Raw genomic sequence first — 16,281 nt, 5'->3', positions numbered from 1 at the left:
TCATGTAACCCATGTGGGTGATCCGTACAGACGCTCCCGTCACCCGGCCCCCGCGTTCGACGGGCATCCATGCCCGTCCTCAGTAAAGCAGCGGGTCAGGTTGCCACCTGATAGCACGGTACATACGCCGCGCCGCCGGGCAGCTTCATCCGGTGCTGGTCGACGAATGCCTGCAGCAGCCGGCCCAGCGGGTCCAGTACGGCGCTGTCACCGTGGATCTGATACGGCCCGTGTTCCTCGATCAGGCGGATGCCTTTGTCCTTGACGTTGCCTGCGACAATCCCGGAAAACGCCCGGCGCAGGTTGGCCGCCAGTTCATGGGGCGGCAGCTCGCGGCGCAAGTCCAGGTCGGCCATGGCCTGGTGGGTCGGGTCGAACGGTCGCTGGAAGCTCTCCTCGATCTTCAGCAGCCAGTTGAAGTGGAAGGCATCGTTGCGCTCGCGGCGGAACTGCTTGACCGCTTTGAGGCCTTCGACCATGTGCCGGGCGACTTCCGCCGGGTCATCAATGATGATTTCGTACAGGCGATGGGCCGCTTCACCCAGCGTGGCGCCGACGAAAGCGTGCAACTGTTGCAGATAAGGCTCGGCGCTGCGCGGGCCGGTGAGCACCACCGGGAACGGCAGGTCGTGGTTGTCCGGGTGCATGAGGATGCCCAGCAGGTACAGGAACTCCTCCGCCGTGCCGGCACCGCCCGGGAAGATGATGATGCCGTGGCCGACACGCACGAAGGCCTCCAGGCGCTTCTCGATGTCTGGCAGGATCACCAGTTCGTTGACGATCGGGTTGGGCGCCTCGGCGGCGATGATGCCGGGCTCGGTCAGGCCCAGGTAGCGGCTGCCATGCATGCGTTGCTTGGCGTGGGCGATGGTGGCGCCCTTCATCGGGCCTTTCATCACGCCCGGGCCGCAGCCGGTGCAGACATCCAGCTTGCGCAGGCCCAGTTCATGGCCGACCTTCTTGGTGTACTGGTATTCCTCGGTGCTGATCGAGTGGCCGCCCCAACACACCACCATCTTCGGCTCCACGCCTGGGCGCAGGGTGCGCGCGTTGCGCAGCAGGTGGAAAACGTAGTCGGTGATGCCCTGGGAGCTTTCCAGGTCGATGCGCTGGCTGGCCAGCTCGCTTTCGGTGTAGACGATGTCGCGCAAGGCGCTGAACAGCATTTCACGGGTGCTGGCGATCATTTCGCCATCGACGAAGGCGTCGGCCGGGGCGTTCAGCAGCTCCAGGCGCACGCCGCGGTCCTGTTGGTGGATACGCACCTCGAAGTCTTTGTAGGCCTCAAGGATAGTCTTGGCATTGTCGACATGGGCGCCGGTGTTGAGGATTGCCAGGGCGCACTGGCGGAACAGTGTGTAGAGGCTACCGGTACCGACTTCACTCAGTTGCTGCACTTCACGTTGTGACAGCGTCTCCAGGCTGCCTTTGGGGCTGACGGATGCATTGATGACATGGCGTTGAGGCATCTAAGTCTTTCCTGTGCGGGTAAAACATCCTTCTTTGACACCACCATACCGAGAAATGTGGACGGCAACGAGGGGGGCTGTGAAAAACCTTGAGACCGAGCTGCCTGCTTCGCGGGTGAACCCGCTCCTACAGGGGCCTTGCCGTCTTCAGGGCAGCACCCACCTGTAGGAGCGGGTTTACCCGCGAAGCAGCCGACTCGGTCTCCAGTCAGCCCAACAGCTTCTGCACCCCCAGGGTAATCGCCAGCCCCCCGCCAACCAGCCACAGGTTGAGGATCGCCCCGGTGGCCAGCGCCCGTGGCCCAGCCTGGCGAATCTGGCTGAAGCGGGTCTCCATGCCCAACGCCGTCATGGCCATGGTCAAGGCAAAGGTGTCCAGGCTGTTCACGGCCTGGGTCACGCTGCCAGGCAGCACTTGCATCGAATTCACCAGGACCAGGGCCAGGAAGCCGAAAGCGAACCAGGGCATGGCAATGCGCCCGTTGCCCTGCGCCTGGCCTGCCTTGCGCGAACGGCTGATCCACAGGCCCACCACCAGCAGTACCGGCACCAGCAGCATGACCCGGGTCATCTTGACGATGGTGGCGACATGCGTGGCTTCGGGGCTGACATTGCTGGCCGCGCCTACCACCTGCGCCACTTCGTGGACAGTGCCGCCCAGCAGCAGCCCGGCGCCCATGGTATCCAGATGCAGCCAGCCGGCATTGATCGCCAGTGGGTAAAGGAACATCGACAAGGTACCGAACAGCACTACGCTTCCGACTGCCATGGCGCTTTTATGGGGGGCGCTGCGCAGCGCCGATTCGAATGCCAGCACGGCGGCGGCGCCGCAGATGGCGCTGCCGGCGGCGGTCAGCAAGGCGGTATCGCGGTCGAGCTTGAACACTTTCATGCCACACCACAGGCCGATCAGCAGGGTACTGGTGACTACCAGCACCGACACGATAAGCCCCGACCAGCCGACTTCGGCAATTTCCTGCAGGCTTACCCGCAGGCCAAAAAATGCCACAGCAATGCGTAACAGGCCGCGAGCGGAAAAATTGATGCCTGCCGCCCAGCTTGCCGGTACGCCGTCACGCAGCGCGTTGCCATACAAGGCACCTGCGACGATACCCACGATCAGCGGGCTGATGCCCAGGTTGGCGATAGCGGGCATGGCCGCCAGTTGCGTGACTGCGACCGCGAACAGCGCGACGAACAGAATGCCATTGAGCCGCCCTCGGGTGGAGAGGGTAGGGGCAAAGGCGGGGTTGGACGGAACCGTGGCCATGTGAGTCCTCCGGAAAAGGTGTTTCGACACGGCCTACGTTAATCTGGTTATAACCTTATAAAAAATCGTAATTTAGAATGGCAAATATCCGTATAGCTGATATTTTTGAATCATGACCCCAGAACAGCTGATAACGTTCGCCACGGTTGCCGAACACGGCAACATCAGCCATGCGGCCCAAGCCCTGCACCTGTCGCAGCCGGCGGTGTCCGGCCAGCTCAAGCTCTTGCAAGAGGCGTTTGGCGAACCCCTTTACCAACGTGCCGGCCGCGGCGTGCGGCTGACAGCGGCCGGTGAGCAGTTGCTGGCGCATGCCGAGCGCCTGCGCGAAACCTTCCGCCAGGCGCAAGCGCTGCGCGAGGCCATGCGCGGGCTGGAGCGCGGCACCGTGCGCATCGGCGCCAGTACCACGCCTGCCAGTTACCTGCTGCCTTACCTGATCGCCGATTTTCACGGGCGTTATCCGGATGTGCTGGTCAGCACCTCGCATGGCAACACCGCGGAGATCGTCGCCGCCCTGGACAGTGTTGATATCGCTCTGATCGAGGGGCCGCCCGGGCAGGAGTTGCCGTTGGGTACGCAAGTGACGCCATGGCGTGAGGACGAGATCGTGGCGATAGTGCCCCGTGGGCATGCGCTGGCAGGCAGTGACCAGCAGACGCTGGCGGCGCTCGGCGCCTACCCGTTGGTACTGCGTGAAAGCGGCTCGGGTGTGCGGCAGATCGTCGAGCGGGCGTTTGCCCGTGATGGCGTGGCGATGCGTGTGGCGCTGGAGATCGCGGGCGTTGAAGGGGTAAAAGAGGCGGTCCGGGCCGGGATGGGGGTTGGCTTTGTGTCGGCGATGTCCATTCGTCATGAGGATGGGGCGCTGCACCGGCTGCAGGTAGCGCCGCAGGCGCTGGTGCGGCGTTTTTCCATTCTGTTGCCGCATGCGGCTACGCCTTCGCGGGCTGCCTCGCGGTTTCTTGAATTGTGTGTTGCCATGCAAGAGGTGGGTTGACTGTACTGGTCTCTTCGCGGGCGTGCCCGCCACAGGTACAGCACAGATATTTGAAGACGGTGCTGTATCTGGACTGCCCCCAGGAAGTTGGAGACCAATCCAGCCCTTGGTGGCTTCTGAACATAGGGTATTGGCTATATGGATCGGCGTGTATGCTTTGCAAGGCAGCCTTCGGTATCGAGTTAGCAACGGAGCCCCAGATGGAGTTTTCTGCCCACAAAGGCACCACGTCGATCAGCCTCGTGCGGGACGCACTTCAAGGAGCAGAACTACGTGGCCTGGATGTCGCGACTGTGCTCAGCCACGCGCATATTGATCCACGCCTGCTGGACCAGCGCTATGCCAGGGTACCTGCTGGTACGTTCTCCAGATTGTGGATTGCATTAGCGGATTTGCTCGACGATGAGTTTTTTGCGGCAGACAGTCATCCCCTTCGCAGAGGTAGCTTCAAGCTGATGGCGCAATTGGCCCTCGGCTGCGACACCATTGGGCAGGCGCTCAAGCGGATTCTGGCGTTTCTCAGGACTGCCCTTGATGACATCTACGGGTCGGTGGAATGCGAGGGAGAGCATGCTGCAATTATCATTCATGATCATGGTGAGTTGCGAAGGGTGTTTTGTTACGGTGCCTGGCTGGTGCTCGTGCACGGCCTGCTCTGCTGGCTGTGCGACAGGCGCATTCCTATTGTGAAGTTATCGATGCGTCCTCCTCAGCCGGTGGACGACAGCGACTATCGAATGCGCTTTTGTGAGGAAATCGAGTGGAGGGCCGATAGAACCTCCGCTGTGTTCGAGAAGAGCTTTCTGGCGTACAAGGTTTGCCAAACGCCCGCTTCTCTTCCTGCCTTTTTAAAAGGCACGCCAAGTAACTTCCTTGTGAAATACCGTAACGACGACAGTACGAGCATTATGATCCGGCGGCGATTAAAACTGCTCTCTCCACACACGTGGCCTGAACTCGATGAGCTCGCACGCGACTTGAGCATGTCCAGTTCCACCCTACAGCGAAGGCTCTATGCTGAGGGTTTCACCTACCAACGGCTCAAAGATAATCTAAGGCGGGATATTTCCATCAGTCTGCTGTGCCGGGCAGGTATGACAGTGGATGGCGTTGCGTCAGAGGTTGGCTTCATTGAGACCAGTGCGTTCCACAGGGCATTCAAGAAATGGACGGGTATCACCCCTGGTGCTTACAGACGCTCGTTGCTTAGCCCTCGAGGGGACTAGTCCGCTGCGCTTGGGCTGATCACCCTCTCTTCGAAGCCATCTGGTTTTCCAAAAACTGCCCGTTCCGGTCAAGCAGAATGATGCCATTGGGCATGGTTGGCGCTTGCCATAAGGCCTACGATTTTTCTCGGGCGCCGTCTAGTTGGTGCCTCTCAACTCTCCCGACTCACACGCGGAACCATGCGTACCTGTGCGTGTGGTCGAGTTGTGCCAGATCGCTATACGTATGTGGACTTCAAAAACACAACAATAAGATTGAAGGAGACACGGTATGAGTTCTTTGAATATGTACACGTTGACCGAAGAGTCGAAGTTCAACCGCTTTCATGGACTTATTCTATTCTGGTGCGTGTTGATTCTGATTATCGATGGCTACGACTTGGCAGTGGTGGGGGCTGCCCTGCCAGCCATCATGGCCGATATGCAAATTGACGCAACCAGCGCCGGGGTAATGGCTGGCTCAGCATTGTTCGGGACAATGCTGGGCGCTATTTTTTTAGGCACATTGGCAGATCGAATTGGCCGGCCGAAAATGATCGCGATCTGTGTAGCGCTGTTCAGCGTTTTCACCGCTGCGGCAGGGTTCACTGACAGCCCGCTGACCTTCAGTATCATGCGCTTTATCGCCGGCTTGGGAATTGGCGGTGTGTTGCCCATCTGTACGGCGCAGATGGGTGAGTTCTCGCCCTTGAAAGTTCGCACCCGGCTGGTGACCATCGTTTTCGCAGGCTATTCGGTGGGCGGAATTCTGGTAGCGCTGACGGGTAAACAACTGATCGAAAGCTACGGTTGGCAATATGTGTTTTACGTGGCCGTCCTGCCAGTGGTTTTGATTCCTTTCATTCTCAAGTCAATGCCCGACTCTATCGGCTTTATGTTGAAGCAGGGTCGACAAGACGAGTTGAAAGTCATCGCGCGTCGCCTTCGTCCCGACCTTGTGATCAAGGATGACACGCAATTCGTTGGCAATCCGCAGATTATCTCTGCTCAAGACAAGCCGGTACGAAGCCTTTTCCTGGAAGGCCGTGGATACAGCACGGTCATGATCTGGATGGCATTCATGACCGGGCTGTTCATGGTGTATGCGCTCAATTCGTGGCTCACCAAGTTGATGGCCATGGCGGGCTTCAGCCTCGGTTCAGCCCTGAATTTCGTCATCGTGTTCAACCTCGGTTCGATCTTCGGTGCAATTCTGGGTGGATGGCTTAGCGATAAATTCAGCATCAAGCACGTCTTGGTGGTGTTCTATGTAGTGGGCGCGGTCGCACTCACGTTGCTGGGATATACCCGCTCCACCGAACTGCTCTTTGTCGTCGTGTTCATCGTGGGGGCCTCGACCCTTGGCACCCAGCTTCTGGCCTATGCATACGCCGGCGATTTCTATCCCTCCACCATCCGCTCGACTGGCGTCGGTTTTGCATCGGGGGTCGGTCGCGTCGGGGCGATTGTCGCACCTGTTTTGATTGGTGCCTTGGTGTCGATGGCGTTGCCGCTGGAGCAGAACTTCATGGCAATCGCGCTCGCCGGCCTGGTAGGGGCTGTTGCAGTGACCATGATCAACCAATCCCGCTCGGACTCGGCTGTAGTGAGGAAGAAGGCCACGGTTGCCCACGAGCTGACCTGACCGTAATTCTGAGAGACAGGTGCCAAGTATGCTTATTGATCGCTTGCGCGAATCACCGGTAGGTTCGGACGAAACAGCCCGTTTGATCGACTGGGCAATTGTCTCACGTCGGAGCATCAGGTCGTTCCTCCCAACCCCAGTTCCGCTAGAGGAAATCGAAGCGATGCTGAACGTTGCTCGCTTTAGCGCAACAGGCGTCAACCTGCAGCCCTGGAATGTGCATGTTGTTACCGGTGATATGAAGGCACGGTTGTCCGCAGCACTTGCTGAGGTTGATGACCATCCGGCTGATGACCAACGCTTTTCTGATCCCTACGCGTATTACCCCAGGGAGTGGACGTCTCCCTACATCGAGCGGCGCAGGGAGGTAGGGTGGGGGCTCTATAGCTTGTTGGGCATCAGTCGAAGCGATAAACAAAGGATGCACGAGCAACACGGCCGGAATTATCGCTTCTTCGGGGCGCCTGTAGGCCTGTTCTTCACGATTGACCGCGTGCTTCAGGAAGGGAGCCTGCTGGACTATGGCATGTTCCTGCAAAGCCTCATGATTGCCGCACGGGGAAGAGGCTTGCACACCTGCCCACAGGCAGCATTCCTTAAATATCACAGCATCATCACTGAAATGCTGGAAATACCGAAGAGCCAAATGCTCGTCTGTGGGATGAGCTTGGGTTATGCCGATGATGGCAGCATTGAGAACACGTTGGTTACTGGCCGTGAGCCCGTGCGTGCATTCACTACCTTTCACTCAGAATAAAAAACTGGCGTGCGCCCTGTCCAAGTTTGGCGTCGGGCAGGGTGATACTGTTTCGATCATTCCGCTAAAGCGGGACTTAACCTATTTGTAGAACTGGCATTGCATGGGGCGCTTAGCGGCGGACCATGCTCAAGCACACAACAAGAACAAGGTGCCTGTGATGTCTATTGCTTTTAAAAAAACGTTGGCTTGTTCAGCAACACTGCTAGTCGCGCCTTATGCTTCTGCCGCGTTCGTGGAAGACTTCAAAGGCAGCCTTGAGCTCCGGAACTTTTACTATAATCGGGATTTTCGCAATGATGGCGCCACTCAGTCCAAGCGCGATGAGTGGGCGCAAGGTTTTATCTTGAACCTGCAATCCGGTTTTACAGAAGGGCCAGTGGGCTTCGGTATTGATGCGATGGGCTTGCTGGGGGTGAAGCTTGATTCCAGCCCGGACAGAACGGGATCAGGGCTGCTGGCCTACGATTCCGACAGGCAGGTTGAGGATGAATACGGTAAGTTCGTGGCCACCGCCAAAGCGAGGATGGGTAAGACAGAGTTGAGGATAGGAGGGGTAAACCCTCTGATGCCTCTACTCTGGAGTAATAACAGCCGCTTGCTGCCTCAGGTCTTTCGCGGTGGTTCGCTGACCGTCAACGATATCGATAAATTGACGGTAACGGCGACAAGAATCAATGCAGTGAAGCAGCGTAATTCCACCGATTTCGAATCACTCACAGCCACTGGCTATGCCCCGGTTGAGGCGGATCACTACAACTACCTGGCATTTGACTTCAAGCCTGCGAAGGACATGACCTTCAGTTTGCACGCCGCCGAACTTGAAGATCTCTATAAATCCTACTTCGCCGGCATTAAAGTCATCAAGCCGTTGTGGGAAGGCAATGTGATCGCGGATGTTCGCGTGTTCGATGCCAGCGAGACGGGCTCTAAAAAACTGGGTGAGGTGGACAACAGAACGCTAAGTAGCTACTTCGCCTACAGCATCAAGGGACACACCATCGGTGGCGGTTACCAGAAGGCCTGGGGCGACACCTCGTTTGCGTTCGTGAACGGCACGGATACCTATCTGTTCGGCGAGTCGTTGGTCAGTACATTCACTGCCCCAGAGGAGCGAGTGTGGTTCGCAAGGTACGACTTTGATTTCGCCGCGTTGGGTGTACCGGGCTTGCTGTTCACCACTCGGTACATGAAAGGTGATGATGTTAATCCTGATCTGCTGACCAGCCGCCAAGCTGCTTCACTCCGCCTCAACGGGGAGGATGGCAAAGAATGGGAGCGGGTCACTGATATCTCTTATGTTATTCAGAGTGGTCCGGCGAAGGGTGTTTCGTTTCAGTGGCGTAACTCCACGAACCGCTCGACCTACGCTGACAGCGCTAATGAAAATCGCCTGATCATGCGCTACACCTTCAACTTCTAAATAGCGAAACGGGCCGGCCTTCTGAAGCCGGCCCATTTTTCGCCATTTATTCCCAATCGAAGGGTTCGCTGTTTTCCGCCTGAATTGCACCAGGCGTTCGGACGCCTGCACCCAGCCGTTTCATCTTTTGCAACGAAAGGCCAGTACCGATTAAGCCATCGCTGCCAGCTTGGCGCTGGTCTGCCGACGACGGTAGGCACTGTCTCGGCTCGCCAGCCACCAGTACAGCGGCGAGGTGATCGCCAACCCTACCAGCCACGACAGGTCAGCCCCGTTGATGTGCTCGGAAATCGGCCCGACGTACAGCGGGGTGTTCATGAACGGTATCTGCACCACGATACCCACAGCGTAGGCGATCAGGGCCTGCGGGTTGTAGCGCCCATAGATCCCACCATCGACCTGGAAGATCGACTGGATGTCGTAGTCACCTTTGTGAATGGCGTAGAAGTCGATCAGGTTGATCGCCGTCCACGGCACCAGCACCACCAGCAGTACCAGCACCATGTCAACGAAGTGGCCGATGAAGTCTGCCGAAGCGAACACCGCTACCACGCAGCAGGCCGACAGCACGATCAGCGACAGCACTGCCCGGCTTTTGGCGGTGGGGATCCAGCGGTAGGCGAACGTTTGCACCAGGGTGATGATCGACAGCACCGCGCCATACAGGTTGAGGGCGTTATGGCTGATCACGCTGAGCAGGAACAGCACCAGCATGATCGGGCCGAGCGTGCCGGTGGCCAGCTTGACCGCGTCCATGGTGTCCATGCCGGCCGGGATCGCCAGCACGGCCACGGCGCCGAAGATGAACGACAGGCTTGAGCCCAGGGCCGAACCCAGGTAGGTGGTCCAGAAGGTCGAGCTGACTTTGACATCTGCCGGCAGGTAGCGCGAGTAGTCCGACACATAGGGCGCAAAGGCGATTTGCCACAACGCCGCCAGCGACACGGTGGCCAGCCAGCCGGCTAGGTTGAAGCTGCCACGGGTGAGGAAATCGTCGCTTTGTACATGGGTGAAGATGTAGCCGAAGCCGACCACGATACCGATACCCAGTACCCAGGTGCCAATGCGATTGAGCACGTGGATGAAGCGGTAGCCGATGATGCCGATGATGCCTGAACCCAGCGCACCGATGACGATGCCCACCGGTACCGGAACGGCGTCGACCACGCCATGCAGTGACTTGCCGGCAAGGACGATGTTGGAAGCGAAGAAGCCGATGTACATGACGCCGGCGATCACCACCACCAGCAGCGCGCCGAGGGTGCCGAACTGGGCGCGGCTCTGGATCATCTGCGGAATGCCCATTTGCGGGCCCTGGGCCGAGTGCAGGGCCATCAGCACCCCGCCGACCAGGTGGCCGACAAGGATGGCGACGATGCCCCATACCAGGTTCAGGTGGAACAGCTGCACACCCAGCGCGCCGGTGACGATGGGCAACGGCGCGATGTTGCCGCCGAACCAGAGTGTGAACAGATCCCTTACCTTTCCATGGCGGTCTTGCGGGGGCACGTAGCCGATCGTGTGTTTTTCTATCAGGGGTGCCGAATTGGCTGCACTGGTCATGACTGACTCCAAGGCAAGGTAGGGCATTGGGAACTGCCCGGGGGCGTGCCGGCGGTGGGCGACGCGTTCTTGTTGGAGCGATGATGAGGGGCGCGGGGATAACGAGAAATTAGTAAATATGTACCCATAAGCGTTAAAAAAACTAAGGCTGACAAAAGCTTAAGCGGGTGACGGTAGCAAGGAGAGTGCCAGCTGGCTGAAGGCCGTGGGGTAGAGGGGCGGCGGGTTGGCAACCCGGATCACGGTGGGCTGGGTTGGTGCGATGTGCGCGTTTTCAGGGCAGATGAAAGGTCCTGGGCCGGCCTTTTCGCGGGTAAACCCGCTCCTACAGCAGGCGCGGGTTTACCCGCGAAGGGGCCGGCACAAGAGGAAACAGCTACATGGGGAGCAACCGATCCTGAATCACTTCCTTCATCACCAAGGTCGAGCTCAAGCGTTTCACATTGGGAATACTGGTCAGATGCTCGTCATACAGCTTCTGAAACGCCGGCAGGTCCTTGGCGACCACATGCAGCAGGTAATCCGGGTCGCCAAACAGCCGCTGCGCTTCGACAATCTGCGGGATCTGCGCCAGTGCCGTTTCAAAGTCCGCCACCGGCTGGCGGGTCACCTCGCGTAGCGTCACGAACACCAACGCGGCAAAGTTCAGCCCAAGGGCGCTCGGTGCCAGCCGTGCGTGATAGCCCAGAATGGCGCCGGACTCTTCCAGTGCCTTCAAGCGCCGATGACAGGGTGACAGGCTGAGCCCCACGCGGTCGGCCAGCTCGGTTACCGACAGCCGCCCGTCTTTTTGCAGCTCGGCAAGGATTTTTCGATCAGTTCTATCCATTGGGAAGAATCTTCCAGTACATGAGTGCTGAGGGGGAATATACGAAAGAAAATCCCCGGACGGAATCCGTAATCTATCGACATCCCAATGCAGTAGATAAGGAAGACTCAAGTGGCTATCAGTGTGCTGACGGCGTTCTGGGCTGTGTCGATGCTGTTCGTGATTACCCCCGGTGCAGACTGGGCCTATGCCATCTCGGCCGGCATGCGTGGGCGCTGGGTGATGCCAGCGGTGGCGGGGATGTTGTCGGGGCATTTCCTGGCCACGCTGGTGGTGGCGGCCGGGGTCGGCAGTTTGCTGGCAGGTCACCCGTTGGCGCTGACCTTGCTGACCCTGGCGGGGTGCAGTTACTTGCTGTGGCTGGGCGGCAACCTGTTGCTCAGCCCGGCATTGCCGGCGGCCGGGCAGGGCGGAGCGGGGGAGTCGGGCTCACGCTGGGCGTTGAAGGGTTTTTGCGTCAGCGGCCTGAACCCCAAGGTATTCCTGCTGTTCCTGGCCCTGCTGCCGCAGTTCACCGACCCGCAGTCGAGCTGGCCTGTGCCATTGCAGATCTTGTTGCTGGGGCTGGTCCACCTGTGCAGTTCGCTGGTGATCTACACACTGGTCGGCTATGGCGCCAAAGCTGTGCTGAGCACTCGGCCGGGTGCGGCAAAGCTGGTCGGGCGGGTGTCGGGGATGGCGATGATTACCGTGGCCGTGGGCTTGATAGCCGGGCAAATGACCTGAATTTACCGGTTCAGAATGACTTCAGATAAACTCGCTGCAACCTAATGCACAACCAGGATGTGCCCCGTGCCCGAAACCACGCAACTGCTCACGTTCGCCTTGATTTGCCTCGGCATGGTCCTGACCCCAGGGCCGAACATGATCTACCTGATTTCCCGCTCGATCTGCCAGGGCCGCCAAGCCGGCTTGATTTCGCTTGGCGGTGTGGCTCTGGGCTTCGTCATCTACATGTTCTGCGCGGCAATGGGCATCACGGCGCTGGTGATGGCAGTACCCTTTGCCTACGACGCGCTGCGCATCGGTGGCGCGCTGTACCTGTTGTACCTGGCCTGGCAGGCGCTGCGGCCGGGTGGCCAATCGCCGTTCCAGCTCCGTGAACTGCCCGCCGACAGCCCGCGGCGGCTATTCACCATGGGGTTTGCCACCAGCCTGCTCAACCCCAAGATTGCCGTCATGTACCTGTCGCTTATGCCGCAATTCATCGAACCGGGCCACGGCAGCGTGCTGTTGCAATCGCTGGTGCTGGGTTCGACGCAGATCGCCATCAGCGTTACGGTCAACGCGCTGATTGCGATCATGGCCGGTTCCATCGCCGTGTTCCTGGCTGGCAGGCCGCTGTGGCAACAGGTTCAGCGTTGGTTGATGGGAACGGTGCTGGCGGGGCTGGCGGTGCGCATGCTGGCAGAAGGGCGCCGTTGATCGCCTATTGCGATGCAAGGTATCAGTGGCCGAATACTTTGCCGAGTATCTGGCACACCTGTTCTGCCGAGTAGGGTTTGGCCAGGAAGGTGAACCCTTGGTGCCCGCCTTCGGCAATCGCCTCGCTATAGCCCGAAGTCAGGATCACCGGCAACTGCGGGCGCTGGCGGCGAAGTTCGCGGGCCAGTGCCAAGCCACCCATGCCGGGCATGACCACATCGGAAAACACTGCATCAAAATCACCTGCCGGGCCAGTCAACTGCGCCAGCGCTTCTTCTGCCGACCGTGCATAGCTGATTTGGTAGCCGTGGTCCTCGAGGAGCTGAGCTGTGAAACTGCCCAGGTCGGGATTGTCTTCTACCACCAGTATTCGTCGCCGCTCGCCATGTACCTGTGGCTGGCTGCCGGCCGAGGCGTCTTCGGGCGCGGCTGCAGCTGGGGCCTCTTGCGGCAGATACAGGGTAAAGGTGGTGCCCTGGCCGGGGATGCTGTTCACCTGTACATCGCCCCCGGATTGCTTGGCGAAACCAAACACCTGCGACAACCCGAGCCCGGTACCTTCACCTGGGGCCTTGGTGGTGAAGAACGGGTCGAAGATGCGCTCCAGCAACTCGGTGGCAATACCGACTCCGTTGTCGCTCACCGATATCGCCGCGAACGGGCCTGGCTGTGAAGGCTGACCGCGCAAGGCCGGCAGGCACTGGTCGGCCTGCAGGCGCAGCTGCAAGGCACCTTCGCCAGCCATGGCGTCGCGGCCGTTGAGCATCAGGTTGATTACCGCGGTTTCCAACTGGCTGAGGTCGGCGCGGATGTGGCAGGGCGCTTGCGGTAACTGCAGCTCGACCCGGATGCGCGCGCCAGTGACGGTGTCGAGCATGTCGGCCATGGCCTCCAGCCGAGGCCCGGCCTCGAACACCTGTGGGCTGAGGGCCTGGCGTCGGGCGAAGGCCAGTAGCTGACCGGTCAGTTTGGCGCCACGGTCGACCGTGTCGGACATGGTCTTGAGGTAGCGCTCGCGGCGCTCCTCGGCCAGGTTGGGGCGCTGCAGGAAGTGCAGCGACGAGCGGATGATGGTCAGCAGGTTATTGAAGTCGTGGGCTACCCCGCCGGTCAGCTGGCCAATGGCTTCCAGCTTCTGGGCTTGGCGCAGCACGGCCTCGGTGTGCAGCAACTGAGTGGTGCGTTCTTCGACGCGATGTTCCAAGGTGGTGTTGAGCGCTTCCAGGGCCGCCATCGCTTCGCGCACTTCGGCATGGGCCTGGGCCCGTTGTATGTGTGCCCAGCATCGCTCGGTCACTTCGCTGATCAGTGTTTGCTCGTAGTCGGTCCATGCCCGGGGTACGCGGTCGTGAATCGCCATCAGCGCGGTCAGCCTGCCACCCTTGATCAGTGGCATGCAGATGGTGGCCGTAATGCCGATGGCCTGATAAGTCGCCGCCTCGTCAGCGGCCAGTTCGCGCAGGTTGTCATTGATCACCAGAGCCAGGCCGCTGCGCAGGCGGCTGACAGCCAGGCGGCCGAAGTCATGCAGGTGATAGTGGCCCACCAGGCGTGGTGAACCGGGGGTCACCGCATCGCCGCAAATGGTGAAACCGTCCTCGTCGGGGTCCATCACCGCATAGGCACAGCTGGACAGGCCAAGGTGCTCGACCAGCATGCGGGTGGTGATGGCCATGATCTGGTCCGGGTCGGTCGCCTCGGTCACGGCTCGCCCGAGGGTATCGAGAAAGTTCAGGCGCTGGTTGGTGACCACGCTGGCGGTGGTTTCGGTGACCGTGTCGAGCATGCCCAGAATCTCGCCATCATGGCCGCGAATCGGGCTGTAGCAGAAGGTGAAATAGGCCCGCTCCAAACCTCCGTTGCGGTCGATCATCAGCGGGAAGTCTTCGATGTACACCGCTTCACCGGCCAACGCACGGTCCGCCATGCTGCTGATTTCATCCCAGGCTTCGTGCCACACGTCGCGGAAGGGGATGCCCAAGGCCAGGGGCTTGCGACCGAGAATCGGCGTGAACGCATCGTTGTACAGGGTGATCAAGTCCGGGCCCCACAGCACGGCCTGCGGAAAGCGCGAGGCCAGGCACAGAGACATCGTGGTTTTCAGGGCGTCGGGCCAATGTTCCAGCGGGCCCAGGGGAGTGCTGGCCCAGTCGTGGTTGCGGATGCGTTCGGCCATTTGCCCGCCGCCGTCTAGCCATCTAGCCATGTGCTTTGCCGGTCCTCTTTCTCAAGGCCCTTAGGGTGCACCGAGAATAGACCGTTGGCGAGGGTTTTGTGAGGGGCTGTGCCACTGCACGAGCCTCTGCCACTGCGCGATACGGGGGAGTGCAGATTCACCGGCGAAGAGGCCGTACCGGCTAGCGCATGAAGTGCACCTTGCCGGTGTCATCATTGCCCATGTAAATGCCATACACCCCGGCCTGCCGCTCGAGGATGTAGCGTTCGAGAATTTGCCGGATGGCCGGGTAGTAGATTTCATCCCAAGGGATTTCATCCGGTTCGAAGAACTTGTACGCCAGCGTCTCCGGCCCATACTGCCCGGTCTCTTCGGTGACGATGGCACGGAAGATGATGTACACCTCGCTGATCTTTGGCACGCTGAAGATCGAATACGGCGAGACGATGTCCGCACGTACGCCGCTTTCTTCCCATACCTCGCGCAGCGCCGCCTGTTCGGTGGTTTCGCCAGCCTCCATGAACCCGGCAGGCAAGGTCCAGGTGCCGGGGCGAGGGGGGATGGCGCGCTGGCACAGCAGGTACTTTCCATCGCGCTCGATGATGCAGCCGGCGATGATCTTGGGGTTGATGTAATGGATGTAGCCGCAGCCGGTACAATGCAGGCGTTCGTGGGTATCGCCTGTGGGAACGCCCCGGGCCAGTTCCTTGGTGCAGTGCGGGCAGTAGCGCGGGGCATTGGGCATGATCAGCGACCTATGCGGGGTTCCTTCAGGGCCAAGGGTTCGACAATGTCGCGCACCTTGGCGTTGTCATCCTGCTTCTGGCGCAGGTAGTCCAGGGCCACCTTGGCGGCGGCGCGGACGTGGTCGACCGAGGCCTGGTGGGCCACCAGCGGGTCGCCGCCCTTGATGGCCTCGACGATCTTTTCCATTTCGCGGTTGCTGGCGCCGCGGCGGTTTTCCTGCGATACCGAGGTGGCGCGCAGGTAGCTGATGCGTGCTTGCAACTGGCGCAGCTGCTGGGCCGCCACCTGGTTGCCAGAGCCTTCCAGCAGCACATCGTAGAAACCTTGTACCGAGTCCAGCACCTGTTGCAACTCGCCTTCTTCCAGTGCTTCACGGTTCACTTCCAGCGCGCGTTCCAGCGCACGGATGTCCTTGGCCTTGGCGTTGAGGGTGAACAGTTGCACGATCAGGCCTTCGAGCACACAGCGCAGCTCATAGATGTCACGTGCGTCTTCCAGGGTGATGATGGCCACGCGCGGGCCTTTGGCGTCGGCGAACTCGACCAGGCCTTCGGACTCCAGGTGACGCAGCGCTTCACGTACCGAAGTGCGGCTGACGCCGAGGCGGTCGCACAGGTCGCGCTCGACCAGGCGGTCGCCGGGCAACAGGTGAAAGTTCATGATTGCGGTGCGCAGCTTGTCGAGCACGATTTCGCGCAGAGTAACGGGGTTGCGGTTGACCTTGAAGCTGTCGTCGAGTGGCTGGCGTTTCATCAGGTGCGCTCTTTATGAG

14 protein-coding genes are annotated in these 16,281 nt (G+C 60.0%); 7 read left to right on the top strand and 7 right to left on the bottom strand.

From position 1 onward, the window contains the following. Positions 1-95: 95 nt before the first annotated feature. Together ppnN and ACF8O8_RS07980 are read right to left on the bottom strand one after the other, a co-directional pair. Complete coding sequence (ppnN, locus tag ACF8O8_RS07985; RefSeq protein WP_003256095.1) at positions 96-1,469, bottom strand: nucleotide 5'-monophosphate nucleosidase PpnN; 1,374 nt, start codon at positions 1,467-1,469, stop codon at positions 96-98. Positions 1,470-1,677: 208 nt separating this feature from the next. Continuing rightward, complete coding sequence (locus ACF8O8_RS07980; RefSeq protein ID WP_010954501.1) at positions 1,678-2,739, bottom strand: YeiH family protein; 1,062 nt, start codon at positions 2,737-2,739, stop codon at positions 1,678-1,680. Between the two features lie 112 nt (positions 2,740-2,851). Here ACF8O8_RS07980 and ACF8O8_RS07975 point away from each other — a divergent pair, with 112 nt between their 5' ends. The 5 genes from ACF8O8_RS07975 (at position 2,852) to ACF8O8_RS07955 (ending at position 8,769) form a co-directional block, all read left to right on the top strand. Continuing rightward, complete coding sequence (locus tag ACF8O8_RS07975; RefSeq protein ID WP_392509483.1) at positions 2,852-3,739, top strand: LysR family transcriptional regulator; 888 nt, start codon at positions 2,852-2,854, stop codon at positions 3,737-3,739. Between the two features lie 200 nt (positions 3,740-3,939). Continuing rightward, the gene (locus ACF8O8_RS07970) at positions 3,940-4,965 is read left to right on the top strand and encodes an AraC family transcriptional regulator ligand-binding domain-containing protein (protein WP_350298020.1); all 1,026 of its coding nucleotides are present in this window, start codon (positions 3,940-3,942) and stop codon (positions 4,963-4,965) included. Positions 4,966-5,236: 271 nt separating this feature from the next. After that, positions 5,237-6,589, top strand: coding sequence for an aromatic acid/H+ symport family MFS transporter (locus tag ACF8O8_RS07965; RefSeq protein ID WP_010954498.1), 1,353 nt, complete (start codon positions 5,237-5,239; stop codon positions 6,587-6,589). A 28-nt stretch (positions 6,590-6,617) separates the two neighbouring features. Then, a complete protein-coding gene (locus ACF8O8_RS07960; RefSeq protein ID WP_019436941.1) occupies positions 6,618-7,346 on the top strand; it encodes a nitroreductase in 729 nt (242 codons plus the stop codon). 103 nt (positions 7,347-7,449) lie between these two features. Beyond that, positions 7,450-8,769: an OprD family porin gene (locus ACF8O8_RS07955; RefSeq protein WP_392509482.1), complete on the top strand. Its 1,320-nt coding sequence runs from the start codon at positions 7,450-7,452 to the stop codon at positions 8,767-8,769. Positions 8,770-8,919: 150 nt separating this feature from the next. Here ACF8O8_RS07955 and ACF8O8_RS07950 read toward each other — a convergent pair whose 3' ends face one another. Together ACF8O8_RS07950 and ACF8O8_RS07945 are read right to left on the bottom strand one after the other, a co-directional pair. Continuing rightward, positions 8,920-10,332 (bottom strand): cytosine permease, encoded by a 1,413-nt coding sequence (locus tag ACF8O8_RS07950; RefSeq protein WP_198748082.1) that lies wholly within the window; start codon positions 10,330-10,332, stop codon positions 8,920-8,922. 376 nt (positions 10,333-10,708) lie between these two features. Continuing rightward, complete coding sequence (locus ACF8O8_RS07945) at positions 10,709-11,161, bottom strand: Lrp/AsnC family transcriptional regulator (RefSeq protein ID WP_003256079.1); 453 nt, start codon at positions 11,159-11,161, stop codon at positions 10,709-10,711. A gap of 111 nt (positions 11,162-11,272) precedes the next feature. Between ACF8O8_RS07945 and ACF8O8_RS07940 the strand changes: the two genes are divergently transcribed. Further along, positions 11,273-11,887, top strand: coding sequence for a LysE family translocator (locus ACF8O8_RS07940; RefSeq protein WP_019751094.1), 615 nt, complete (start codon positions 11,273-11,275; stop codon positions 11,885-11,887). Positions 11,888-11,953: 66 nt separating this feature from the next. After that, positions 11,954-12,586 (top strand): LysE family translocator, encoded by a 633-nt coding sequence (locus tag ACF8O8_RS07935; RefSeq protein WP_003256077.1) that lies wholly within the window; start codon positions 11,954-11,956, stop codon positions 12,584-12,586. Between the two features lie 22 nt (positions 12,587-12,608). On the opposite strand, the gene ACF8O8_RS07930 is transcribed toward ACF8O8_RS07935, so the two are convergent. From ACF8O8_RS07930 to ACF8O8_RS07920, 3 genes are all read right to left on the bottom strand, one after another. Continuing rightward, complete coding sequence (locus ACF8O8_RS07930; RefSeq protein WP_392509481.1) at positions 12,609-14,792, bottom strand: ATP-binding protein; 2,184 nt, start codon at positions 14,790-14,792, stop codon at positions 12,609-12,611. Between the two features lie 151 nt (positions 14,793-14,943). Further along, the gene (locus ACF8O8_RS07925) at positions 14,944-15,507 is read right to left on the bottom strand and encodes an NUDIX hydrolase (protein ID WP_010954491.1); all 564 of its coding nucleotides are present in this window, start codon (positions 15,505-15,507) and stop codon (positions 14,944-14,946) included. A gap of 2 nt (positions 15,508-15,509) precedes the next feature. Then, entirely contained in the window at positions 15,510-16,262 is a 753-nt protein-coding gene (locus ACF8O8_RS07920; protein ID WP_010954490.1) for a GntR family transcriptional regulator, read from the bottom strand. Positions 16,263-16,281: the final 19 nt, after the last annotated feature.

The sequence above is a fragment of the Pseudomonas sp. TYF_14 genome (assembly GCF_043105275.1).
GTDB lineage: Bacteria > Pseudomonadota > Gammaproteobacteria > Pseudomonadales > Pseudomonadaceae > Aquipseudomonas > Aquipseudomonas alloputida.
Note: the sequence above shows the minus strand (reverse complement) of the source record. Positions and strands in the feature narration are given on the sequence as shown.

Excerpts from the sequence above, each read along its gene's own strand:
- ACF8O8_RS07965 (WP_010954498.1), top strand. The coding sequence starts at position 5,237 with ATGAGTTCTTTGAATATGTACACGTTGACCGAAGAGTCGAAGTTCAAC.
- ACF8O8_RS07955 (WP_392509482.1), top strand. The coding sequence starts at position 7,450 with ATGGGGCGCTTAGCGGCGGACCATGCTCAAGCACACAACAAGAACAAG.
- ACF8O8_RS07960 (WP_019436941.1), top strand. The coding sequence starts at position 6,618 with ATGCTTATTGATCGCTTGCGCGAATCACCGGTAGGTTCGGACGAAACA.
- ppnN (WP_003256095.1), bottom strand. The coding sequence starts at position 1,469 with ATGCCTCAACGCCATGTCATCAATGCATCCGTCAGCCCCAAAGGCAGC.
- ACF8O8_RS07970 (WP_350298020.1), top strand. The coding sequence starts at position 3,940 with ATGGAGTTTTCTGCCCACAAAGGCACCACGTCGATCAGCCTCGTGCGG.
- ACF8O8_RS07945 (WP_003256079.1), bottom strand. The coding sequence starts at position 11,161 with ATGGATAGAACTGATCGAAAAATCCTTGCCGAGCTGCAAAAAGACGGG.
- ACF8O8_RS07930 (WP_392509481.1), bottom strand. The coding sequence starts at position 14,792 with ATGGCTAGATGGCTAGACGGCGGCGGGCAAATGGCCGAACGCATCCGC.
- ACF8O8_RS07950 (WP_198748082.1), bottom strand. The coding sequence starts at position 10,332 with ATGACCAGTGCAGCCAATTCGGCACCCCTGATAGAAAAACACACGATC.
- ACF8O8_RS07980 (WP_010954501.1), bottom strand. The coding sequence starts at position 2,739 with ATGGCCACGGTTCCGTCCAACCCCGCCTTTGCCCCTACCCTCTCCACC.
- ACF8O8_RS07975 (WP_392509483.1), top strand. The coding sequence starts at position 2,852 with ATGACCCCAGAACAGCTGATAACGTTCGCCACGGTTGCCGAACACGGC.
- ACF8O8_RS07920 (WP_010954490.1), bottom strand. The coding sequence starts at position 16,262 with ATGAAACGCCAGCCACTCGACGACAGCTTCAAGGTCAACCGCAACCCC.
- ACF8O8_RS07925 (WP_010954491.1), bottom strand. The coding sequence starts at position 15,507 with ATGCCCAATGCCCCGCGCTACTGCCCGCACTGCACCAAGGAACTGGCC.